The organism is Endozoicomonas sp. ALB115, assembly GCF_049310245.1.
Taxonomy (GTDB): Bacteria; Pseudomonadota; Gammaproteobacteria; order Pseudomonadales; family Endozoicomonadaceae; genus Endozoicomonas.
Genome location: NZ_JBLYZG010000010.1, coordinates 1 through 24,492, shown reverse-complemented (window position 1 = coordinate 24,492; position 24,492 = coordinate 1). Strand labels below are relative to the sequence as shown.

Genomic DNA, 24,492 nt, shown 5'->3' with positions numbered 1-24,492 from the left:
AAAAACTACCAACAAATTAGAATTACGATAGATTATCCATTATGCATCTTGATTTCAGGAGTTAGTTGTAACGTATCATGGAAGCAGGTCAAAAAGTCAGGTTAAAGCAGAATCCAGGTAAAGTAGGCATCCTCACAGGCAAGGAAAAGAAGCTGGGTGGGCGGCTAAGGCTTCAGGTGAGGTTTGCTGAGAGCAATGAATGGTGCCCGGAGCGTAGTCTCGAAATTGTAGAGAGTGATGATCGGCCGGATGTGGTTGATTTACTGGAAAAATCTCGCTTTGGTCGAGCTCAAGATCTCCGCGGAGCCCTTACCCATAGCCGATTGTCTGGTAGGCTTGCTGATCTGATCTATAGCATGCATACAACCAATACTGATTTTTATCCCTATCAGTTTAAGCCTGTACTGAACTTTTTGGATTCTCCCTGTCGAGGCCTCTTAATTGCCGATGAAGTTGGCCTTGGTAAAACTATTGAAGCTGGACTGATTTGGACGGAGCTAAGGGCCCGAATTGATGCCCGAAGGTTGTTAGTACTCTGCCCTGCAATGCTCAGGGAAAAATGGCGGGATGAGTTGGCGCTTCGCTTTGGTATAGCTGCTGAAACTTGCAACGCTGGTGAGCTGTTGGATAAGCTTAACCGGTTTCGCCGTGGGGAAATTGATGAGTTTGTTCTTGTTGGAAGCACACAGGGGTTAAGGCCTCCGCGCGGATGGGATAGCGATGAAACCATTAGCAATGACAGGACAAAGTTGGCCAGTCTTCTTGACTCGTGTGCGCTCAGTGAAAGCCTTTTTGATGCAGTCATTGTTGATGAAGCGCACTATCTTCGGAATCCAAATAGTCAGACTGCAGCACTGGGGCATTTATTAAGAAATGTGACTGATCATTTAGTCCTGCTCTCTGCCACTCCGATTCAGCTCAGCAGTGCTGACCTTTTCCATCTTTTAAATCTATTGGATGAAGATAGCTTCCATTACAAGCAGGCGTTTGGGGATATTCTGCAAGCTAATGAGCCAATCCTGAGACTGCGAGACAGCATACTCAGTCAGAAGATCAATCGAGCAGAGGCAGTACAAATCTTACAAAATGCCCAAAGCCATCCGCTTTTGAAAAGTAACCGACAGCTGCAGTTATTAATCGATTCATTTCCTGCTAGCCAGGAACTTAAGACCACTGAAACAAGGAGCCAGATTGCGGAACGGCTTGAACGGATCAATTTGTTGGGCCGGGTTGTATCCCGAACCAGAAAATCAGAAGTTCATGAATGGCGGGTAGTTAGAACACCGGTTGCTGAAAAAGTTGAAATGTCTTCACTGGAACGGCGAGTCTATGATGAGGTAACTGCCTGCGTCAGATCATATTGTGAACAGTATGATTTATCACAAGGCTTTATGTTAACTATTCCTCAAAGGCAGTTAAGCAGCTCTATGCCTGCGGCCATAAGAGCCTGGAGGAAGAAGTTGGATCAGGTGACTCTGGAAGAGCTTGCTTATGAGTCAGTTGGTGATGATATCTCCACGACCACAAATACTGCGAATACCGTCGGCCCTCTCGTCTCTGAGCTGATGAAAATTACCCATAATCTGGGTTTGGGTAGTTTCGATGATTTCAAAAAACACGACAGTAAGTACATAAAACTGATTGAAAACTTACGTCAATATTGGAGCGATTATCCAGATAAAAAAGTCGTGCTTTTCTCTTATTACAGGGGCACTCTCGAGTATCTGGAAGAGAGGCTTCGTGAAGATGGCGTTAAACCTGTCCGGCTGGTTGGCGGCATGAAGCAAAGTAAGTATGAAATCATTGAGCACTTTAGAACTTCTGATGAAGTACAAATACTGCTGTCTTCTGAGGTTGCCAGCGAAGGTGTTGATCTCCAGTTTTCCAGTCTGTTAATAAATTATGACCTGCCCTGGAATCCCATGCGGGTTGAGCAACGGATTGGTCGTATTGATCGTCTTGGTCAGAAAGAGCACAGAATAAATATCTGGAATCTGTTCTATAAAGATACAATTGATGACCGCGTGTATAGTCGGCTGCTCAAAAGGCTGGATATCTTTACAAGAGCCTTGGGGAATATGGAGTCCGTTCTGGGAGACTCCATTCTTCACATGACCTACGACCTGCTAAGGCATAACCTCAGCAAAGAGCAAGAAAAAGAGAGGATTGACCAGACTGCCCAGGCTATTGCCAACCTTAGTCGCCAAGAGGAAAGACTAGAGGAGGAAGCCGCACATCTGGTCGCTCACGGTGATTATATTCTTAATCAGGTAAAAGCTGCCCAGGAACTCAATCGCTTTGTGAGCAGCCAGGATCTCTGGGTTTATTTTAAAGATTTCTTTAGTGAAGCCTACCCTGGATGCCAGTTTTCAAAAGTACAGGATGATGTTCTTTTATTTGAAATCGAGCTATCTACAGATGCCAAAGTGGATTTGGATCACCATTTGGCCAGCTTACGACTGAAGGGCAAAACCCGGTTGACAGGCGCTTCTGGTAGCAAGATTCGCTATCTGTTCGAAAATAAAACCGGTTTGGCTAAAGCCGGAACAGAAATTGTTAACCAGTACCATCCGGTATTCAGGTTTATCAGTTCCAGTATCCGAGCGGGTAAAACGCATTATTTTCCCTTGGTAGCCCTGCAGATCGCGTCTTCAAAAATCCCTTCAGTCCAAAAGGGACAGTATCAGTTTGTCGTTCAACGATGGTCAGTCAGCGGGGAGCGAGATATTGAGAAGCTTGTCTTTAGAGCAATGCCATTGGCCGTTGGTGCTCAAATAATGAGCCCTGAAGAAGCGGAAGCTTTGGTTGCACTTACTGCATCGGAAGGGAGTGAGTGGCATGGTGCAAATAATGAAATTCCGAATGATGTGGCTGAAGAGTGCTACGGACTTTGTCTTGGAGCATTGGAAGATGCAGAAGCCCAATATCGGTTACAAATCACCAGTGAAAATGATGATCGTATTGACTTACAAATCTCAACGTTAAAAAGTCATATCGCCAAACAAATAGCAACAATTCAGCAAGTCATAGACAAATATCGGGACTCGGAAAAGCAGCAGATGATTCCTGCCAACCTCGGTCGGATCCGGAAGCTTGAGGAACAGCGAGATACCCGGTTAAGCCAACTAGAGAAAAAGAGAAATTTAGCTCTAGAGTCTCATCATGTGTGCTCAGGGGTGATAGACGTTTTATAGCTTATGGGGAAGTAGCATGGACTGGATAAGGTCAAATAATAAGGAAAGGGAAAAGTTAGAACTGATAAAACACGTTATCCGAAGGGGAGAAGTATCTGCTATCCCCTGGTCACGCGCAGCTCATTTGCTTGACATAGATGTTAAAGGGCTGAGCAAGCTGGCTATAAAAAATCGTGTAAAATCAACACTGACATCAGCCTTGGAGCGATACCATAAAGCTTGTGAAAAGAGAGATGTTGCAAATAGAGCAAAGCATTGTTCATCTTTCACTCAAATACATACGAGGGCTGCTGAAGCCACCCAACAGGTTAAAGTCCGTCTGCCAAAAGCTTTAAATCGAGCTGAAGAGTTTTCATCTAACAGTAGTCGGTCAGAGTTTGTACTACAACCCCTACAGTCTAATGGTATTACAACGCAAATTAATGCTGATGGAGAAAATGATAATGAAATTACTATTGGCTTGGACTTTGGAACATCAAGCATAAAGGCGGTAGTCCGAGACTTGTCTGGAAATACATTTTTGGTGCCATTTGGAAATAACAATTCTACTAATAAATTTCTGTTACCCACTCGACTGTATGAAACTGATAATATTTACTCTTTACACAAAGGAGAGCAGGCTCATCGGGATCTGAAATTGGCCTTAATGCTATCTTCGGATGATTCTTCTCAGGAAAAGGCGACGGCATTTATTTCATTAGTGCTTCGTTATATTAGATCCTGGCTCTTTGAAAATTATAAAAGCTTGTATCAGTCCGATTATATTATCTGGGGTATCAACCTTGGGCTTCCAGCGAAATCTTATGACGATAAAAATATGGTCAGCCTTTTCCATAAGGTAGGGTTGGCGGCGGCAAACCTATCTGCAGATGAAAGCAGTGAGATTACTCCTGAGCTGGTCCAGAGATATTTGTCATGGGCAAAAAATGAACAAAAAAGTCTCGAAGAAGGGAGTGAACCGTCTGATACGCCGATCATGTCTGATATGGTGCATGTGGTCCCGGAAATCGCTGCTCAAGTAGCTGGTTACATTCGCTCAGAAAGTTGGGATGCTCACCATAATATGATGATGCTGGTTGATATAGGTGCGGGTACCGTCGATGCATCCGTTTTTACGGTGACAAAACCTGAAGAGCATCAGTTTGCCTTCTTGAGTTCATCTGTTTGTCCTTTTGGGGTTATGAACCTGCATAGAAAAAGAGTTGATTGGTTGAAATCACTCATTGGCTCACGGAAAAATGCAGACAAGCTTTTGCCCTATCTGGATGAAATCTACGCTCCCACGGATAGAGTGGATGCGATTCCTGCTTCGTGGAAATCTTACATTAAAGGACTGTATGTAAGTGGCAAACGCTCACCAGATGATGAATTTTATGAGGCGTATAGAACTCAACTTTATGACGATACTATTTGTCATGGTAGAGAATCGAATCCGGACTCTCCAGAGTGGACAGAGCTGCCGTTCTTCCTTTGCGGTGGTGGTAGCAATATGGAGCTATACGAGCAATTCATTGATCTGGTAAATGCGGGCAAAAGCTGCTCTTCGTTGAGGCTAAAGCCATTACGGATGAATATGCCGAAAGGGTTTGAGGCAAAAGGGTTGAGAGATCATGATTATCATCGGTTTTCAGTTGCCTATGGTTTGAGTTATGCCCGTGATGAGATTGGCCGGTGTATTCCTGAGGCTGAAATTCCACCTCTGGATCGTAGTTTAAATCGCAGGGCTGAGATTGTGAGCGTAAGCAAGGATATGATTTGAGGCACAGGCAGAGTGGATTTTGTCTGCCAGGAGAGTTGCCTGTTCATTGATTGTTTATTTCAGGTTCTCAAAAATAATTTTTATTAAAAACAATGAGTTGTTTTCGATATTAATTTTTTGCCAAACTTACCAATAAAAAGTAAATTTTTTGCCACACTTAAAGGTTATTTTTGCCAAACTTTAAAACTGATAATTTTCATTAACTCTTTGATTTTTATTGGAATTCAGGTTGTCATACTTTGCCACGCTTAACGATGACATTCATGATGGTAGATCGACGTTATTCATTTTTGTACAAACGCAAAAGGGCAGTAGAAAAACTGCTGAAAAATTCCAGATAAACATTGAGGCTGTAACCGATCAGTTTACTACCAGTTTGAATCTTATCACGGTTGTTCATGGCCTGAGTTCCTAAGCTCAGAGCGTACCCAGAAGTGTTTACCAAACCGTGGGAAGTACACTCTAATGCTCACCCGCACAACGATACTTGTGAATGGGTTCACCCGTTTGAGCGTGAACAGCAAGAACCGGATAAACGGAGGGTCCGTGGCCATTAGGATCAGTAGCCTCCGCATACTCGCCATCGGTTTTGGGTAGGTTGTTCTCGGGGCATAAATAAAAAATCATCGGCGCGCGAATGCTGAATTCGCGGGGCTCAAGCAGGTAGTCCTGCTCAATCACCCTCTGCTGCGCCTTGCTCAGCGCAGGATTGGCAATAAAGCGCACAGGGATCGCAATATCCCATGCCTTGTCTTCAATTAGCGGAGCTTCGGCAGGAGTAATTATTTCCGGGACGCCTATGAATCGTGCCAGAACAAAGTCTTTGTACGCCGAACTGCCCCAATCATAAGCGCGTACATGTTGTCGTCCGTTGACGGTGATAATGACTGCGGGGGTCAGCCTTCGAGGCGTACCTTCCGGATTCTCCATGGACGCATAGGTCGCGTGCACCTGACCCTGCTGCTCGATCGCAGACAGGAAAACCGACAAAGTGCGGCTGGGTACCGCGCGATGAATAATCGGGATTTCCTGCACATGAGCCGCTTGCGGCGGTTGAAACTCTGCCGTCGCGCGCCATACCAGGTCATTCTCCCCCAGCAATACAGGCGAAAATGTGGCGCTGGGAAAATACCCCTTGCGGCTACCGCTTTGGTCAACCACGTTACCAGGTGCCAGCTCCAAATAGGTTCGTACGTCAGTCCGGGCCTGCTGCGCAGAGACGCCAAACTCATCTGCAATCATGCGCGATGTGACCTTGCGCTCCCAAAGCAACTGACGCTCGATATAACGTAAGCGCAGCCACTGCGCATGACTGAGCGATGTTTTGTGCTGACCGAGAAACGTTGAGTAATGCATACCAGTTTTTGTTCGGCGTTGGTGGACGGAGTGTAATTCGAGATCTAACCGATACTCGGAACCAGTATATGGCTTGACTTATTTCAGGACAAATAATATTGCATGTAGATCATATTATGCAAAGTATCTTTGTTTGAGTTACTGCGTGGTGCTATAGTGGCGTCTTCTCAGTCGGAGAATGCTATGTCGCTAGAGTTTCTGGAGCAAGCTCGCAACGAACCGATGGCGCGTCGAGAACTGACCATTCAGTCTCATGCGTTGCTCGTTGTACGAACGCTCGATTCAATTTACAGCGCCCTACAACGCAAGCCGTTCGACGGAATCGACTTTGATGTCCTTGCGGCCATCATGTACCTATTTGACGCCATGCTGTACTACACCGACCGTGAGCGACAGCCGGGTATGACCCGTAGAGAGGCGGAACTGTGCCTAGTGGAACACATGCGAGAGGCGTATCCTGGACACAATGATGCTAGCTATGTGCAGGTAGCCGGCAAGATTTTCGCCGCGATCAAGGATCCTTTCCGTCTGCGGTTCTATGACTTTACCGAACGTGCACATTCTGACGAGCAGGTGGTTCGACTGGTGCGTCATGACCAGGTTGTCGGCTCAGACGATATCCTCTGGTCACTGACCGATGAGGGGATGATGTTTTATACCCTTCGTCTTGATGAAACGCCAATCGAACGTGCCGCCATACTGGCTTGGCGCACCCTCAAGACTATCCGTCGTGGCGAGATCGACAAAGCGGTGCACCAGATCCAGTCGACCCAGCGGCAACTTGAGCAATACCTGATTGGTATGCGAATGAAAGTGCGCGCCGCCCAGGCAGGTGATTTAAGTGCATCCTACGCACAGGACATCCGGCCAATTCTCAGCGACTCCTTCGATAAGACCGAGGAGGTGCTTGGGCATATCCAGAGCACACTCGCCACCATCACAGAAATGCTTGCCGATGGCCGCTCAGAACTGCACCCCGATAAGCTCAATAAGCTGCGCAAGGCGCAGGAAATCTTCGCCGACGTCAGCACTTTCACGCTGAGCTATCAGGACTGCCTGCATGATGTGAACAAGGACTTTGAGCAGGCCCGTCTAAAGCTGATCATTCCGAGGGATAATACCCTGTTCCGGGAGACACTTGAAAAAGCCGCACTTAAGCCTCTGCTGGCCCACACTCCAACGGCAGCTGAACAAAGCATGGACGACTTAGTTGCATGCCTGCTGGCCCCGCGCTGCCAATATGATGATTGCCACACCCTGCTTGATCTGGAATTGGTGCTGAACCTCTACATCGATCAGTTCGATCAGGTGTTGCCACACGAGATCCAGGACCCCACCGAACAACCCGAGGCGATAGAAACCAGTCTGCAAGGCATTCCCGATTCGGTGATCCGTCATTGCAGTAGCTGGGTGTCCAGCCGTCTGAAAGCGCAGGGCCAAGTCAGTTTTGCAGACGTATTTGATGCCTACGAGGAGGGTGAGTTATCCGAACAGGAGCAGCAGGTCTGTTTGCTTCATATCGGCAGCTTGGCGACCAACAACGATTCCTCCATTGAAGTAGATGTGGACGACACCCCTATCGAATCAGCTCTTTGGCGAGCCGACAACATCATCTTGCTGACAGCAGCCCCTGTACCGACCCTCGAGGAGTAGTTATGTACGACGCAGATCAACACGCTAAACGCTACGCCGAGATCGCCACGCAAGCGATCATGAGCTCATTGGGATACAAAATGGCTGATGATGCGATTCAGCGGGCTCTGGAACTCCATGGTGATGTCCTGTTTATGGAAATTATTCGTGGCATCGCGGCTGGCATGAAGTTGAACTATCTCGGTATGCACGAGAGCTATGGGGTGTTGTTGACCGCCAATGGTCGTGGTCCGTATGCCCCCACCCTGGGTTGGCTTAATAAGCGCCTGCTACACGATGTGACCACTGAGCAGATGGGCAAAGAGCGCAAGGAGCAGCGCCTCTTTGCAGGCCTGACGCTTATCGCGTTGCTTGCGGACATGTTTCCTAACCCTGATTCGGTTCGGGTTGAGTCTGGTCAAGTCAGAGGCACCAGTGCAGCCTCGGTGGTGGCCAAGCTCAACGATGTAGCCGATCAGGTTATTGCGCAGCGCAAGGCCGAGGTAGATGGGGCGGTGGATGGCCTGCTCCTTGCTGCCCGGTTTGTGCAGGAAGAGCGCATCCCCCGTATCTACGACGAAAAGGTGGCGCGCGTCTCCAGTATTCGCTCGCAAACTGAGATGGCAATGCGCTGGATACAGTTGCTGCAGGAGGAAGGCTTTCTGGCTGAGGACAGCAGCCTGTCGGGAGAATCTGACTGGTATCCGACCCAGAAGCTCAAACACTATCTGCGCCATACAGGCATTGAAGAGACAGTGCGCTTCGTGATGGATATCGATCCTGCAACAGAGGAGCAGCCATCTGCCCCAGGCAATGCTGAGGCGACGACATCAGTCGATCATCCTCAATCCGCAGAGGACGGAGGACAGCCTGCCTCTATCGAAACCGCAGAAACACAACACAAATTGGAGGTTTGATCATGTGGCTGATCAAACGGGTCTATATGGATGGCGCTGGTCACGAAGAGGCTTTCTACAAGGACCTCAATCTGAATTACATCGGCCTCGCCCAAGCTTCCGAACTGCCGGATGATGCAGTGCGCAGAGCCCCTGCCAAGAATACAAAGGCAGTGGTCAGTACCTATCAGCAACTGGTGAACGGGGGTGGAAAGTCTACCTACATCGCCTTGCTACTATCTGTCTTTGAGCCATCTGTCAACGACTTCACTCAATACCTGGCCAACCGCCGCAAGAGCCAATACCACTATAAAAATTACTTCTATCGGGAGCTGTCCGTCATCCTGGTGGAGATGGTGAATGAGGACGGCCAAACCTTGCTGCTGGGGCACGCTCATCAGCGCAATGGGAATGAGGTGGAACGATTATTCTTTATCTGCGACGCTCCCGACAGCCTGCTGGATGCACCGTTTGATGAGGTGCCCTCATACTCACGCGCCGAGCGTAGTCGTGAGTTGCGCCCCTACGCTAACACCTTGCACAGTTTTGAGAGTTGGCTTAATCAGAAGGCAGGTGGTGACGGTGGTATGCACTGGCGCAAGACTCGGGTAAATAAAGAGTGGCGCGAGTTTCTAGTGGAGCAACAGATCAACGTTGATCTTATCAAGACCATGGTGACCTTCAACTCTGAAGAGGGCGGGTTAACTAAATTCATCGACTATAAGACCGAACAGGATTTTCTCGGTGCCTTCTTTGCGTGCAGTATGTCCAAGGACACAACTGAACAGCTACGCGAGTTGGTGACGCACGAGGTCCATCGTCAGGGGGAGCTGGAAGCGATTCGACGTAACGAATCCTTCCTGGGAGATGTGTTGTCTAACTGGCGGAAGTTCCTTGAACCGGCTCATAAACTCGAGGCTGCAGAAGCGCAGCAGCAGGAAATGGCTGAAGGATTTCGCGAGGCTATGCGAGACCTCACAGCCTTTGCTGAGAGTACACAGGCAGAGCACACCCGTCTGAAGGAACAGTCTGAAAGGCTGCAGGAAGAGGCTGATCAAGCGACATCTGACCGTGTTCTGCATAGAAAACGCAAGGTGCTTCTCGAACATGATCTTGCTCAACATCAATTGAACGAACAACAGCGTAATGTCGACAAACTCAATGATGAAGCGGACTCTCATCAGTGTCACTTAGAGATTGCGCATGCTGCTATCGATTACAAAACCTATGCAACGGCGAAAGATCGCTACCGCCAATCGGTTAATGACCTTCAGGTGTTCCAAAGCGAGACGGAAAAACCACTGCAGGTTATCTTCGACCGCGCGGCTGGCGAGGCATTAGGTGTACTGCGGCGAGCGATAAGTGGTCACCAAAAGAAGAAGTCTGAAGTCACGGGACAGCTGGCAGCGCTTGAAACGCAAATTCAGACTCTTGGAGAGTCCATTGGCGATTTGAGGGCCAAGCTAGGTGGTCTGAATGCTGAGAGTAAGCAGTGCAGAAAGGACCGGCGTAAAGGCGAATTGCGGCGGGATTCGCTGCGCGAGGATGGCCTGATTCAGGGGGATGAAACCCCAGCGTCAGCGCAGCACCGATTGGCATCGCTCTTACAAGATGCCGCAGAACATAAGGCGCAAACCAAAATCGATGCAGACAAGGCTGAGCAGGTCCTTGAGGCGCATTATTCTGTGGTCAGTCAAGCCGAAGTTGCACGCAGTCAAGCCCAGAACACACTCACCCAGGTCGAGCAAAAGCATCAGGAGGGGGTGGACAGCGCACAGGCGCTGACTAGTAACTACCATACGCTTCCCACGCTGACTCAGCGTGCCCTTGATCTTGAAGATGCCAACTGGCACAGCGCGCAGTGCGGATTGCGGATCGATGAGGTACTGGAAACCGATACTCAAACGCTGCAGGTCTCTAGGCAGCGCCTGCTGGCCGCCCAGCACGAGCGGGATGAGCTAAAGCAGACGGGCCATGAAATGGTCACCAAGCAGATCAAGAAGGCGCTTGAGGGGTTTTACGCGGCGGGCATTGCGCGTGAAAAGCTGTGGGCCTTCCCTCGATACCTCGCCTCCGCCTTCAATGACGATGCGGAACGTATTGCGGGGGTGATCGACCAAAATCCGGGCCGCTATCTGAGTCTGGTTGCGCTGGATGACGCAACGTTCGCACAGGTCAGCGAACTAAGCGACACGCTGCCATGGAAAGGAGTGCCGATTGCCATTCATCGACTCGATGAGGCGAAGGATCTCCTGGGCGGGTCACCCGACTCAGTACAGGCGGTACTTTCTAATCCCGATAAATACGGCTATAGCCAGGCGGCTTACGAGGCAAGGCTTCAGGAGCTGGAACAAGCTGTCGTTTCGCAAGAGACTCTTGTGGAGGAGGCAGAGCGTGACCTGATGATGCTGGAGGCATTCAAGGGTGACTGGCGCTTGCACAATGATCAATACGGGAAGCACTGGTCGAACCTGGTCAATCAGCTAGATCAGGCTCGCTCCGCACTGGCGGAGATGGTAGAAAAATTGGAGCAGGCGAAACAGCATGAGCAGAAGCTGCGTGATGCAAAAGGTCAAGCTCAAGCACTCTTTGAAAGTGCTCAACAACAGCACCAGCAGGCCCAAAAATTCCATGACACTCTGGATGATTTTGTGGTAACGGAATGGGCTGCGCGCAACACAGCAATAGAAAAACTAGCGAAGTTGAATGAGCAGAAACAGCGGTGCGAGGATACCCTTGAGACCCAAAGTGACGAGTTAAAGCAGACCGAACAGGCAGCAGAAAGGGACCGATCCGAGGCAACCCGGCTCAGCTTTCAGATTGACCAGTGGGCCAGCCTGAGTAACCAAGCCCTTTATTCAGGAGTGCTGGCAACCGAAGGTGGAGCTGATCGGAACCCGCAAGATGCACATGACGCTGCCGTTCAGGCACAGAAGCAGCTACTTGAGGCGGCCCAAGGTGATAAGGTCACGGAACTTAAGCACCAGCGGGAAAAAGCCGAGCAGGCACAGAACGATGCGCATGATCAATTATCCACTCACTCCGCCTACCGCACGCACTTGGGTGATGTTCAAGCTGCGGCCAGCAGTGCTCTCGCGCTGATCAATGACCGGATCACACAGTTTGAGAGGCAACAGCAAGAGTGCTCGAAGCGACAAATCACGGCGCAGGCAACTCTGCAAAATATTAGACAGAAATGTGAAGAGACTCGCGAGGCATTAGTCGAGGGTTTTGTGTGGACGGAAAAGCCCACTGAGGTTGAGACGATAAAAACAACCCTTTCTGATACCAATGCAGCCCTAAGGGAAGCGAAGGAGCGAATTAATCACCTGGCGGAACGGCAGAAGCTCCTTTCCAAAGATATAGAGGCTGTGAAAGAGCAACTTCACAAGGCCGATAACGCTCAGGCGATGATTCAGTCTTACACACCGACACCTGCGGCAGGTCTGCCCGTCAAGATTCTGGATATAGCCGAGTATGTGGATGCACTGCGCACTGAGAGCCAAAGGTATGCGCAGTTGGAAAAGACGCTGAAGGTGCAAGAAACGCAAGTAGGCATCGTTTGGGGGCACTATCGCAATCGGATTATGGAAGAATCCGCCAAGAACCCAGATGATCGGGCCAGTCAGGAATACCTGCACCGGTTGGAGTCCATCGCCACCTGGCGAGAGGTGCTGGGCGATTTGGAGCGTGTAGACACTGGGATAGCAGAGGTGTATGAGGCGGTGAAGGACAGTCTGGAGCAGTTCCAGCGCTCGATTAAGCTGACCGTTAAGCAACTGACTTCTCATCTGGATCGAGCCATCAAGCTTCTGAAGCGCGCCAAGTCGGTTAGAATACCGGACAACTGCCCTGTGTTGCCTGGCCGCGCTATTCTGAAGATGACGGACCGGCTGAATGATCTTCCTGCAGACCTCGAAAGTTTTGCTAGCGCCCGCCTGCAGCACTGGATCGCCAAGGGGCAAGTACCCCGCTCCCCCAACCGAGACGTACTTACAGCTGACCTGGTTCAGTCGGTATTGAGCGAAGGGGATCTGGATGTGCGCATGTTGAAGACCAACGCTAGCCGCCCGAAGTGGACTCATATCACTCAGCTTGAAGGCTCAGGAGGCCAGCTCCTCACCTCGGCCTTCCTGCTCTTTGTGACGGTAGGCAAAGTACGTGAGTATGACACTGGAATTTCAGGCGCAGGCTTCTTGCTGGCGGATAACCCGCTTGGCAAGTCGAATGCCGATGACCTGTTGCGCATTCAAACTCAGATGGCCCGGGCCTACAACATTCAGCTCATTTATCTGACTGGCATTTCTGATGAAAACGCCCAGTCGATGTTTGATAACCATCTTTTTCTGAATAAGACACAGAAGCTGAAAAGGCGGGATCTGGTTACTATTGACAATAGCCGCCAAGCTTTATGGGCTGCCTCGTTGGCCGCTAAACCTCAGCCTGAGCCGGTCTTGTAGGGGGCTATGATGAATGTTGTAACGACGTGGCTCTCCCGGTTGGAGTCGACCGCCCATAAACACCGCCGTATGGCTGGCAAAAGCGCCCGCACTGTGAAAGCCCAGGCAGTACTAGAAGAGGTGCTACGTACCCATCAGCAGGAATCACGAAGCCATGACATCCCTGATTTGCTGCGTCAGGCGATTAAAGAGCTGATTGCGGGTGATTGGCGAGCTCAGCCCAAAAACGAAGCTAAGTGGCAACCCTATTGGCGGGGCCTACGTCTGCCCAGTGCATTTGTGTACAACGGTATCAGCGCCCCCGTAAAGACAGCGCAAGAGATCGCGTGGCATCCCTGGCTGGCAGGACGAATTACCGGCCCAGTAACAGTGCAGGTAAAGGAGCGTCTGCAGCGGCTGAATGCATACCTGTTTCGCCAAACTGAACGGGATAAGCCACTATTCCCGGGTACGCTTGGGCACCGTGAGCGCTCGCTATTGATCTTTAGCGATGAAAAAACGTTGGACTCCATGCCTGCCAATGGCTGGAAGCATGTCCTGCTGACACTGGCTGACATGGGTGCTATCCGTCGTGCGCCGCCGCTGCCGTATGAAACATCAGGCCGTCCCGACCTTCCGGCTGTGATCGTTGAGAACTCTGACGTGTATTACAGGCTGTGCCAAATTAATCGTGACAAAACACGATGGTCCCTGGTTGTTTATGGTGCCGGTAACAAGGTATCAGGTCAGGCGGAGCGTGTATCTCAGCTGCTTGAGTCGGAGCAAGTGACGCAATTGCTCTATTTTGGTGACTTGGATGTGGCCGGTTTGAAAATCGCCCACCAACTGCATTGCAAGTTACTTGATGATTACGGCATATCTCTACAGTTGGATGAATCGCTTTACCATGCGCTGATCCTCAATCGTTTAATGACGCCCGAGGGCAATGCAAACAACGAGCGATTTGATTTTGAGGCGCTATGCGACTGGATGCCGCGTTTTGTTATCCGCGAAATGAAGGCGTTGATAGCAGGCCACCAACGACTACCACAAGAAGGTGTGGCTGACATCTGAAGTGGCCAGGTAACAATCTTAGGAATTGTCCCGAAATAATTTCCACATTTTGAACTCGATCTCCGTTCATCCTGAGTGCTGAGCTTGTCGAAGTATCGAAGGGTGATTGGCACAATACATGAGGCCGGAGTTCACGCCCTTCGATACTTCGACAAGCTCAGCACTCAGGACGAACGTAGTTTTGAAACCCAGAAATGTGGAAATTATTTCAGGACAGCTCCTTAATTAGCTCTACAGCCCTGATGTGAAGTAGTAATCCGCCCAAGGCATATCAACAAGGGACTTACTTCATAGGTTGCTGGAGAATTGCTATGAGATTCCGTTCCTATAGAGTCTTTAAGATTCTTGAGCGGTGAGCGGCTACGCCAAAGCCCGATTTTAAGCCAAGCTTCCTGCCAGTCCTGTTGCCACTCGCTATGGCCAAAATAGCCGTTTTTCTCCAGGTGGAACTGTTTTTTAAACAGGACTTTGGAGCCAAAGCAGATAGCCGGGTCATTGCTTTCCAACCTCTGCCGTATACGAAGCAGGCGAGCCTTTAAGGTTGACAGACGTCGTTTAGACTGGTGCTGGCCAAAGCGCAGTTGAGCGCGCTTTTGAGGATTTTCTTCTTTGTTCAGTGTCTTTGTCTGTTTCTCTATGTGCCGATGCTTTGACCAGATGCGACGCTGGTAACTGTCTTCAGTGTTTGCCAGGTTGGATATGACTGAGCGAATCTTACCCTCAATGCTGGATTTCGCTGCATTAAAGTACCGGGCAGGAATCCGGTAGCGGGCAATGGTCTTGTTTTTCAGGGAAGCCAATGATTGTCCCTTACGGCACTGTGCATATAACCCACGTTCGATGGACGACATCAGCCCGGCGATAGCGGACAGGGCGGCTTCTGGGCAGCGGAGACGTTCAGGCGGGTCTGGAAGGTCAGTGACAGGCTGTCAGTCAGAAACGAGTCTATTTCGCTCATGGCTACCCGGTTTCCTCTACAAATTTGCTCAATTTCTCCATCAGCTGCTGGTTTTTGTGACTGCCAAGATCACTGATGATCTCGTACTGCCAGCCTTTAGAGGCGCAATAGAACGAAAGCACTTCCTGCTGCCACTACAGGTCTTTTTCTTTCTGGTATGACTGGAAACCCACCGTTTTGCGCTGTGCCTGTGGAGACTGTTTCGTCATTAACAGACTGGCGCTGTAAGGTCGTTGACCGCCGACAGTAGGCTCAGGCACGAGTTTTCCACAAGCCTCCCAGCGAGAAGGGGATACCCCTAAATGGTCAGCGGCCTGAGAGATGGAGTATCGATCATTCACAACAGAACTTACTCATTGTGAATAGGTTCAAGTAACTAAGATAGGTTTTTGTTAACTGCAACAAGCCCCCAGGTTATTCACTCTTGATTAAAACCGCAACGAGCGCAACATTCGTTGTTATGATTCAAGGCTCAAGCTGCCTTTATGCCAGTCCTAAATACAATACACCACCCTGGAAACGGGCAAATGACTGTATTATTGCGACCAAAAGACCTGCACAGGACAAGTCTGGCAGGGCTTGTTGCGCTCGTTGCTTTTTATTTCAACTGCCTTGTTTAGAGTGCTGCGAAGCTCACATCAATAATATTAATTTGGCCTCTGGTGCCAAATCGGTAGGGCATTTGCCATGGCCCAACGATTTTCCACCAACCCACGCCAACACCAGCGGTGACGATAGTGTGCAGCCCGTCGATAACTTTATGGCCAACGACGTTCGGGTACATTCGACGCAAGATCAGATTATAAGGGAAAAACTGGCCAGCATGAGTGTGACCGGAAACCTGTAGATCGGCCTTGTTCTCAATACTTTCTGGTATAGAGACGGGATTATGGTCAAAGACAATGATCGGATCACTGGCTTGAACATTGTCGCGCTCATAAATTTCTTTCAGACTCATCCGATTGGTAACGGCAAACTTATTACCGATGTCATCGCGGCCAATTAAGCGAATGCCATCAATAGTGAGTACCTCATCGTGCAGAATCTCAATTCCTGAATTCTTGATAAAGGCAACATTACCATCCACATCGTTACCGTAGTATTCATGATTACCAAGAATCGAATAGACACCATGTTTTGCTGTTAATTCAGCAAAAACTTTTTTGTATCCCTCATTAACGTTGGTATGGCTGTCCTGAAAAATATCGCCACCAAACATAATGATGTCGGGATTTTCAGCGTTAACCTTCGCTACCATATCCACAAACAGCTGTTTGTTGGACGTTGGCATAAGATGGAGGTCGCTTATAAAGGCGATACGCAGCTGTTCTCTATCAGCGATTTTGTTAACAGTGATTTGGGTATGAACGACATCGGTATAACGATAGCTGATATAACCAATGACAGTCACTGTGCATAGCGAAGCGGCAATAATCCATTTTCGAAGATAGACCGGCACAGGCTTTATCAGATAATGAACGATCAGCAGTATCAGTACAGTAAGCAGCAAGTAGTGTGCAAGATAGACATAATTACCAAAAAACAGGCCATACAACTCGTTTTCAATAATGAGGTTCTTTCTGATATAGGCTAGTGGCAAGATGCCAAAAAATAGCAGCACGCTGGACAAAAACAGCTTAAACAACCGATAACCCTCGGAGAGTGGTGAATTTTCAATGCTAGAAAGCAGCCAAACGCAGATAATGTCAACAGAGTAGTCGCCTTCTCAATAGTTATCTAACAGTTGTTGTGTAAATATTGACTGCCAGTATTAATGGCAAACCCGGTTAACATGATAACAAAGAAAATAACAGCCAGAATAGACAGTGCGGTATCAGCACTTGTACTTGAGATAGGCATTAAACTTTCACTACCCTGATGGTTTCATTGTTAGGTTTGCGATGATATTCAGGTTGGCGAATTCTGTCGTTAAATTTATTTAAACCACCAAATACCTGAAAGATTGCATTGTATTTCTATGATCTGATAAGTATTGTTACATACTAAGCTCTTGTATATGCCATACGGACAGCGTATGCGAGAGTTTGACTCAAATCAGAATGATCATCAGGGAAGCTTATCAATGTTAAAATTTCCAGTCATTGCCTCTGCACTCCTGTGCGTAGCCACATCTGTAAGCGCTGCCGACAAGCCGGTTGGATCCGGTCCTAACCCATATTCAGACTGTGGTATTGGAGCCGCTCTGTTTTCCGAAGGTCCTGTGTGGGCTGCGGTAACCTCAAATGTCATCTGGGATATTGGATCAACGGCTGTTACTTCTGCAACCATGAGCCCTGAAACATGTAATGGCAGCAAAGTAAAAACGGCACAATTCATTATTGATAATTACGACAATCTGGCCGAAGAAACCGCACTTGGGCAAGGTGAGCATTTGACCGCAATGTTGACTGTGCGGGGGTGTCAGGCATCGGCTCACCCGACGATTGTTCAGTCTATCCGCAAAGACATGGTGGGTAACGTGACAGCTGCCAGCTATTCAACCCTTTCTGATGTGGAAAAAGCCACTCAATATTATCAGGCGATGGATGCAGGTGTTGCCAGTGTAGCGGATAGCTGCTCCGCCTGAACTGATGTTTGGCGTTGTCTGCAGACAGCGCCAGTCCATATCTCAGCCAAACCATAAGACCTGTAAGCAGTGACTAAACCTATCTTCTCTCTTTGTCTGTTGCTTTTATCGCTGTCTTCTTTTGCTGTTGTGCCTGACACCTCCTCTGTTAATCCTTATATCCATCTTGCTACCATCCAAAAGCTATCAAAAACCGATACATGGAAAAAATTGCTGGTCTATGAGCCATCCGGCTTATTGGGTGCAGAAGTTGAAAGTGCAATTCAGACCAAAGAATTCTTTCTGGCTCCCGATGGTCGAACCAAACCGGAAGCTGAACTACTGGCAACACTACAGGCATTCTCACAGCCAGTGGGCAGTGACCCTGACTCTCACGCACAATGTCGTTTTCCTGCAAGGTATCAGTGGCTCAAGTCGGAACTTGGTTTAACAGATGAGTCATTGACGCCTGTTCACTGCCCTGAATTTTCTGAATGGTCCGAGTACGGTGATGCAAAATCATTAAGCATTATTTTTGCCTCGGGGTACCTGGGTAACCCGGCATCTTATTATGGCCACACCCTGCTGAAGCTGAACTCAAAAGACAAAGACCGGACTCAGCTATTGGATACCAGTGTCAATTTTGGAGCCATTGTAGAAGATGGTGAAAACCCGGTCAGTTACATTTTCAAGGGTTTGTTTGGCGGATATAAAGGAGGCTTCAGCCATGCTGAATACTATTTTCATAATCAGAATTACGGGGAGCTGGAACTGCGTGACCTCTGGGAGTATGAACTGGATTTAACACCTGAACAGGTCGATTTTGTCCTCGCCCATACATGGGAAGTCATGGGTAAGGAATACCAATACTTTTTCCTGAATAAAAATTGCTCATTTCGTCTTGGGGAATTGCTTGAGATTATCGATGGAGTGAAAGCCAACCCCGATAATGATTTTTGGGTGATACCGCAATCTCAAATTCTGGAACTGGACAACGCTACATTAAACGGCAACCCCCTGGTAAAAGCGATTACTTTTCAGCCATCAAGGCAGTTCCGTCTCTATAATCGTTTTCGCACGCTTCAGGACCGACATAAAAGCATGGTTGCAGAAGCTATTGCCAACCCGCACATACTCGATACGGATATTTTCAAGTCAGAACGCATGGACGACAGGTTTTCAATACTGGATACCCTGCTTGATTATTATCAGTTCCTTGGCCAGACCGCTTCAGAGGACGATAAACACGCCATTGAGCTGGCCTATCACAATGTATTGGCACACCGCTACACTCTTCCTCCCGGTGGCAGTAATCCCACCTATGAAAAGCCTGTCTCGCCCGATGAAGGGCGCGACCCAGGCCTTATTCAACTTGGGCTGCGTTACGATGACGAGCTTGGCGGTGGTATGACGGTGAATATTCGTCCTGCCTATTATGACAGTCTGGATGGAGGGGCAGAACATGCTGAGTTTGGTGAGCTGATTATGGGCCAGGTTGAACTGTCCATGTTTGACGACAAAGTCATTGTGGATGGTGTGGACTTTGTCAGTATTCAGAGCCTCGCAACAGAAGCGACCGGGCTTCCCGGTGATGGGTATGATTCGTGGAGACTAAAAGCGGGTTTACAGCCTGCCCGACCCGACTGTTCAGCAACCTGCCTGACACTTCAGCTAGAGGGCGACAGGGGATACACGGCAATGGCTACCGATCACCTGGCTCTCTCCGGATTTGTTGGTGCCTCCGTTAGAGACAACAAACAAGGGGCCGGAAATCTGGAAGGCCGCATCACTGTCAATGCCGTGGCCAACATCTCTGAACGGATAAATGCGCTTTTTGAATACCAGCTTAAGAAGCAAATTGATGGCTCCGGATCAGACCTCAACAGCTTCCGCTTTGATACCCGATATCAGATCAGCAAAAACCGGGAGTTAAGGTTTTCCTATGAACATGACGAAAGTGATGAAGTTACCCTGCTTTTTGGACATTACTGGTAGTGACAGCTAACAGAAAGAGCGGGCTCAAGACAACCGCTGCCGATATTCAGAACTTCACCTTTCTTCGTTTGTAAGGCAGGTAAATGGCGTACTCCTTTATAAATAGCGGTTTTTATATCATCCCTGCAGAGGATAAAAAACCGCATCATCAATAGCATTAAATCACTGCTTCGCTAATGGCCTCACGATAACAGTCCACATTGCGCAGACCTGTGTCAGCATTAAACCAGTGCCAATGATCCCGGTTGATTTCCAGTGGTAACTCATGCCCTTCATCAATCTGGGCAGATTTATCAAGGCGAACACTAAGCCTCTCGTTAGAGCCTTTTACAACACCGACCGCCAGTAACTCAGAGCCTAACCGCTCAACAAGTTCCACAGACAGTACCAGGTCCGCATACTCTTTTGAGCACAGCTGTAAATCCTCAGCACGGATGCCCAAAATAGCCGAGTCACCATCAAGTTTGCCCGACAGTGTGGCAATTTTGCTATGTCCCAATGCAATTCCGTCAGCTAACTGAGTTGCTTTCAACAAATTAATCGAGGGAGAGCCAAGAAAGCCGGCGACAAAAAGCGACGACGGATTACTATAGAGTTCGTCCGGTGTACCAATCTGTTCGGGTATGCCATTGTTCATAATAATCAATCGGTCGGCTAACGTCATGGCTTCGATCTGATCATGGGTCACATAGATGGCAGTTGTTTTAAGCCGACGCTGCAACTTCTTGATCTCAAGTCGCATCTGGCCTCTCAGCCTTGCATCCAGATTGGATAAAGGTTCATCAAAGAGAAAGACCTCAGGCTTACGCACAATTGCGCGCCCCATGGCCACACGCTGACGTTGTCCACCTGAGAGCTGGCCTGGTTTCCGATCCAGCAGTTGAGAAAGCTCAAGCGTTTTTGCAGCCTCTTTAACCCGCTTGTCAATCTCAGCCTTTGCCAGCTTTCGATTTTTCAGGCCGTATGCCATGTTGTCAAACACCGTCATATGTGGGTAGAGCGCATAGTTCTGAAACACCATGGCAATATCCCTGCACGCCGGCTCCCTGTCATTCACCCGCTGATCTTTTATCCACAAGTCGCCACTGGTGATGGATTCCAGGCCAGCAATCATTCGCAGAAGCGTTGATTTACCACAACCGGACGGGCCAACGACAACCACCAGCTCGCCATCAGCAATATCGATGCTGATGTTTTTTACGGCTTCAACACCATTGGCATAGGTCTTTTCAAGGCCGTCTATTACCACTCGAGACATATTGATATCCTGTTATTTTTCGGTTTCCACCAACCCCTTGATAAACATTCGCTGGAAGATCACCACAACCAGCACCGGGGGAATTGTCGCCAGAATGGTTAAGCCAAAGGCGATATTAAACTGAGGTAAGTCACCACCTTCGTTGATGGTTTGAAACATCTGTCGTATGCCAATGACGACCGTGTAGTAGTCAGTATCTGTTGTCATCAGTAATGGCCAGAGATACTGGTTCCAACCAACCACAAACATGATGATGAAAATTGCAGCCAGCATGGTGGACGACAAAGGTAGAAGAATATCGATAAAGAACCGTGCCGGCCCGGCACCATCCATACGGGCAGCTTCCATTAATTCACCTGGTACTGAGCGATAGAACTGCCGGAAGAAAAAAGTGCCCGTCGCTGATGCGATCAAGGGAACAATCAATCCGGCATAGCTATTGAGCAGCTCCAGCTGGGCGACCACTTCATAGGAAGGAATAATCCTGACCTCCAGAGGTAGCAGCAGTGTTGCAAAAATCATCCAGAACAACGGTGTTGCCAGGGGAAACCGAAAATAAACCAGGGCATAGGCAGCAATGGTGGAGATAATGATCTTGCCAATAGCAAAGCCCAGACCCAGCACAAGGCTGTTCAACAACATACGCCAGGCGGGTGTTGATAAATCATCATTACCGCCAAGAATGGCCTTGTACGTTTCCCATCCATATCCTCCGGGAAAAAATTGCAGCCCTTCCTTAAACAATGTCTCCGGCGTATGGGTGGATGACATGAGCGCAATCCATAAAGGCAACACCATAATCAAGGTGCCCATTATTAAAATACCGTGACGTATGACGGTGCGAGTCCATGGTTTACTCATCAGTAATGCACCTTTTTATCAACATAACGGAACTGGATAATCGTCAGGCAAATAACAAACAGCATCAGAATAACCGACTGCGCGGCGCTACCGCCCAAATCAGCTCCAAGAAAACCATCCTGATAAATCTTGTACACCAACGTCGTAGTTGAGCCTGCGGGTCCGCCACGGGTGGTCAGATCGATCACGCCAAAAGTTTCGAAGAAGGCATAAGTCGTATTGATAACCAAAAGGAAGAACGTGGTTGGAGCCAGAAGTGGAAAGGTAACTGTCCAGAATCGTTTAATAGAACCCGGGCAATCAATTCTTGCAGCTTCCTGAACAGAAGCAGGTATCCCCTGCAAACCGGATAAGAAGAAAATAAAGTTGATGCTTAACTGCTTCCATACAGAAATCAAAACGACAACGAAGATCGCATCACTTCCATCCCGGGTATGGTTAAAGTCAAAGCCCAGTGCGTTGATACCATTGTAAAGATCCCCCATCAAAGGGCTGAACAATAAACTGCCAACCAGGCCAGCCGCTGGAGGCGCAATGGCATAGGCCCACATCAGAAAGGTTTTATAAACCCCGGCACCGGTCAACACTTCATTTACCTGAACCGCCAGTAGTAATGCCAGTGATAGAGAAAAAAAGGTAACCAGCGCTGAAAAAAACAGGGTAAACAACACCGTGCTGACATACTCCGGATCTTCCAGGACATCAGTAAAATTTCGCAACCCGACAAATTCGCTGGAAAGCCCGAAGGCATCTTCCATATAAAACGACTGCTGAATAGCCTGGCCAGATGGCCAGAGAAAAAACACCAGGATGATGAGTACCTGGGGCAATATCAAGAAATACGGCAGTGCACTGTGTTGAAACTGATTTTTCTGCACAACAATTTATAACCCGCTATAACTCGAAAAATGTTACCTGTGATAAGAAGCACCGCAGCCACTGAGTAACTGTGGTAATAAATGGACAATTAACCACTTAGTTATAAGTGTCGTTAAAGCGGGACAGCAGTTTGTTAGATTCACGCTCAATAGAATTGAAGGCATCGTCCACACTGGTCTGTCCGGAGAGAATCTTTTCATAATTCTTGTAGAGGCTTTCACGAATCTGAACGTAGTAGCCCAGACGATAGCCTTTGGTCCACTCGCCACCAGCAAGGCTCAACTGCAGCATACCAACCTCAGCATCCGGTGCTTCCTGGTAATAGCCACTCTCTTTGGCCAGTGTATAGGCATCGTTGGTGATGGCCACATAGCCAGTTTCCTTGTGCCATAACAACTGAGTCTCTGCCTGTGTCAGGAACTTGTAGAATTCAGCAATGCCCTTGTATTCATCCGCATTGTGCCCGGTAAAACTGAACAGTGCTGCACCACCAATAAAGGTGCTTTTGGGCTCTTCAATCAGGCTGCTCCAGTAAGGCAGATAGGTTGTGCCAAATTCAAAGTCAGCCGTCTTTTGCAAGTTTCCGAAAGAACCGGATGAGCCCAGCCACATTGCCACCTGACCTTTGGTAAAGGCATCCTGATTATCGCCCCAGGCTCTGCCGTAATAGCCATAGTAGCCATCATCCATCCACTCTTTGACTTTGCCCCAGTGCATTTTCAGGGCATCGTTGTTATAGAGAATTTTTACATCAGTGCTGTCGTAACCGTTGTTGCCAGTTGCCATGGGCAGGTTATGGCGGGAATGGAAGTTCTCGGAAAAGATCCATGGGCTGTGAGACTGAGCCAATGCCAGATAACCAGCGGCTTTCAGTTTGGGCGCTGCCTGCTCAAACTCTTCCCAGGTTTTGGGTGGAGTTACACCGGCTTTGGCAAGGGCTTCTTTGTTGAAATAAAGAAGAGGTGTGGAACTGTTGAAGGGCATTCCGATCATTTTGCCAGCAGAGTCTGCATAAAAGTGTCGAACACCGGGGATATAATCGTTGCTATCAAAGGCAATGCCATTATCTTCCAGCAGATCCTGCACTGGATAGACGGCACCCTTCGCATTGATAACAGTTGCAGCACCGGCATCAAAAACCTGAATGATATGTGGCGCTTTTCTCGCTCTGAAAGCTGCAATACCGGCAGTCATCGTGTCTTCATAACCGCCTTTGTTTACCGCTGTCAGCCTGTATTCATCCTGACTCTGGTTAAAGCGGTCTACTAATATTTCAACCACTTCACCATTTCTTCCACCCATGGCATGCCACAGGGTTAATTCGGTTGCACCCTGTGCAATTGATGCCGCAAAAGAGGAGACACTCAAGCCAGCAAACACGATCAATTTTCTGATATTCATTTATAACAATCCATTTCTGATTTTATTAGTCAACAGAACACATCCTAAGAATTCAAAATGACAGTTTTGTTAAAATCTGAAACTCGACTTGCCGGTTTCTAATGGACGTTTGTTTGATTCAGGTTAAAACTTTGGCTCTTCAGGGATAACTGTGGGTAGAAATCAACAAATTTGAAAAAAAAAGCACCAGCGGCTGATTTCAGGTATGTTTTTATTTGCAGACA

16 protein-coding genes are annotated in these 24,492 nt (G+C 48.5%); 8 read left to right on the top strand and 8 right to left on the bottom strand.

The features are described from left to right. Positions 1-77 precede the first annotated feature (77 nt). Both ACO6VE_RS06690 and ACO6VE_RS06685 read left to right on the top strand, forming a co-directional pair. On the top strand, positions 78-3,194 hold the full coding sequence (locus ACO6VE_RS06690) for an SNF2-related protein (RefSeq protein ID WP_422460452.1): 3,117 nt from the start codon (positions 78-80) through the stop codon (positions 3,192-3,194). A gap of 16 nt (positions 3,195-3,210) precedes the next feature. Further along, positions 3,211-4,953, top strand: a complete 1,743-nt coding sequence (locus tag ACO6VE_RS06685) for a hypothetical protein (RefSeq protein WP_422460450.1) — start codon at positions 3,211-3,213, stop codon at positions 4,951-4,953. Between the two features lie 462 nt (positions 4,954-5,415). On the opposite strand, the gene ACO6VE_RS06680 is transcribed toward ACO6VE_RS06685, so the two are convergent. Next, entirely contained in the window at positions 5,416-6,309 is an 894-nt protein-coding gene (locus tag ACO6VE_RS06680) for a WYL domain-containing protein (RefSeq protein ID WP_422447309.1), read from the bottom strand. 183 nt (positions 6,310-6,492) lie between these two features. Between ACO6VE_RS06680 and ACO6VE_RS06675 the strand changes: the two genes are divergently transcribed. The 4 genes from ACO6VE_RS06675 to ACO6VE_RS06660 are packed head-to-tail and all read left to right on the top strand — an operon-like array spanning position 6,493 to position 14,350. Then, positions 6,493-7,962, top strand: coding sequence for a hypothetical protein (locus ACO6VE_RS06675; RefSeq protein WP_422460448.1), 1,470 nt, complete (start codon positions 6,493-6,495; stop codon positions 7,960-7,962). A 2-nt stretch (positions 7,963-7,964) separates the two neighbouring features. Further along, a complete protein-coding gene (locus tag ACO6VE_RS06670; RefSeq protein ID WP_422460446.1) occupies positions 7,965-8,858 on the top strand; it encodes a hypothetical protein in 894 nt (297 codons plus the stop codon). A 2-nt stretch (positions 8,859-8,860) separates the two neighbouring features. Continuing rightward, positions 8,861-13,297 (top strand): hypothetical protein, encoded by a 4,437-nt coding sequence (locus ACO6VE_RS06665; protein ID WP_422460444.1) that lies wholly within the window; start codon positions 8,861-8,863, stop codon positions 13,295-13,297. 6 nt (positions 13,298-13,303) lie between these two features. Beyond that, positions 13,304-14,350: a Wadjet anti-phage system protein JetD domain-containing protein gene (locus tag ACO6VE_RS06660; RefSeq protein ID WP_422447317.1), complete on the top strand. Its 1,047-nt coding sequence runs from the start codon at positions 13,304-13,306 to the stop codon at positions 14,348-14,350. A gap of 221 nt (positions 14,351-14,571) precedes the next feature. Here the strand turns inward: ACO6VE_RS06660 and ACO6VE_RS06655 are convergent, their stop codons facing one another. The 3 genes from ACO6VE_RS06655 to ACO6VE_RS06645 all read right to left on the bottom strand — a co-directional run bounded on the left by ACO6VE_RS06655 (position 14,572) and on the right by ACO6VE_RS06645 (position 16,953). Further along, positions 14,572-15,150: a hypothetical protein gene (locus tag ACO6VE_RS06655; RefSeq protein ID WP_422460442.1), complete on the bottom strand. Its 579-nt coding sequence runs from the start codon at positions 15,148-15,150 to the stop codon at positions 14,572-14,574. Positions 15,151-15,442: 292 nt separating this feature from the next. Continuing rightward, the gene (locus ACO6VE_RS06650; RefSeq protein WP_422460440.1) at positions 15,443-15,649 is read right to left on the bottom strand and encodes a hypothetical protein; all 207 of its coding nucleotides are present in this window, start codon (positions 15,647-15,649) and stop codon (positions 15,443-15,445) included. 275 nt (positions 15,650-15,924) lie between these two features. Beyond that, entirely contained in the window at positions 15,925-16,953 is a 1,029-nt protein-coding gene (locus ACO6VE_RS06645) for a metallophosphoesterase (RefSeq protein WP_422447323.1), read from the bottom strand. 438 nt (positions 16,954-17,391) lie between these two features. On the opposite strand from ACO6VE_RS06645, the gene ACO6VE_RS06640 reads away from it, so the two are divergent. Both ACO6VE_RS06640 and ACO6VE_RS06635 read left to right on the top strand, forming a co-directional pair. Next, on the top strand, positions 17,392-17,895 hold the full coding sequence (locus ACO6VE_RS06640; RefSeq protein ID WP_422447325.1) for a DUF3015 family protein: 504 nt from the start codon (positions 17,392-17,394) through the stop codon (positions 17,893-17,895). A 69-nt stretch (positions 17,896-17,964) separates the two neighbouring features. Next, positions 17,965-19,869 carry a DUF4105 domain-containing protein gene (locus ACO6VE_RS06635; protein WP_422460438.1) on the top strand — a complete coding sequence of 635 codons (1,905 nt, stop codon included), beginning with the start codon at positions 17,965-17,967 and terminating at the stop codon, positions 19,867-19,869. A 157-nt stretch (positions 19,870-20,026) separates the two neighbouring features. Here the strand turns inward: ACO6VE_RS06635 and ugpC are convergent, their stop codons facing one another. The 4 genes from ugpC to ACO6VE_RS06615 form a co-directional block, all read right to left on the bottom strand. Continuing rightward, on the bottom strand, positions 20,027-21,127 hold the full coding sequence (gene ugpC / locus ACO6VE_RS06630) for a sn-glycerol-3-phosphate ABC transporter ATP-binding protein UgpC (RefSeq protein ID WP_422460436.1): 1,101 nt from the start codon (positions 21,125-21,127) through the stop codon (positions 20,027-20,029). Between the two features lie 12 nt (positions 21,128-21,139). Further along, positions 21,140-21,988 (bottom strand): sn-glycerol-3-phosphate ABC transporter permease UgpE, encoded by an 849-nt coding sequence (gene ugpE, locus ACO6VE_RS06625; protein WP_422460434.1) that lies wholly within the window; start codon positions 21,986-21,988, stop codon positions 21,140-21,142. Further along, on the bottom strand, positions 21,988-22,866 hold the full coding sequence (locus ACO6VE_RS06620) for an ABC transporter permease subunit (RefSeq protein WP_353620172.1): 879 nt from the start codon (positions 22,864-22,866) through the stop codon (positions 21,988-21,990). Before ACO6VE_RS06620 ends, ugpE begins: the two co-directional genes overlap by 1 nt. Positions 22,867-22,963: 97 nt before the next feature. After that, on the bottom strand, positions 22,964-24,268 hold the full coding sequence (locus ACO6VE_RS06615) for an extracellular solute-binding protein (protein WP_422460431.1): 1,305 nt from the start codon (positions 24,266-24,268) through the stop codon (positions 22,964-22,966). Positions 24,269-24,492: the final 224 nt, after the last annotated feature.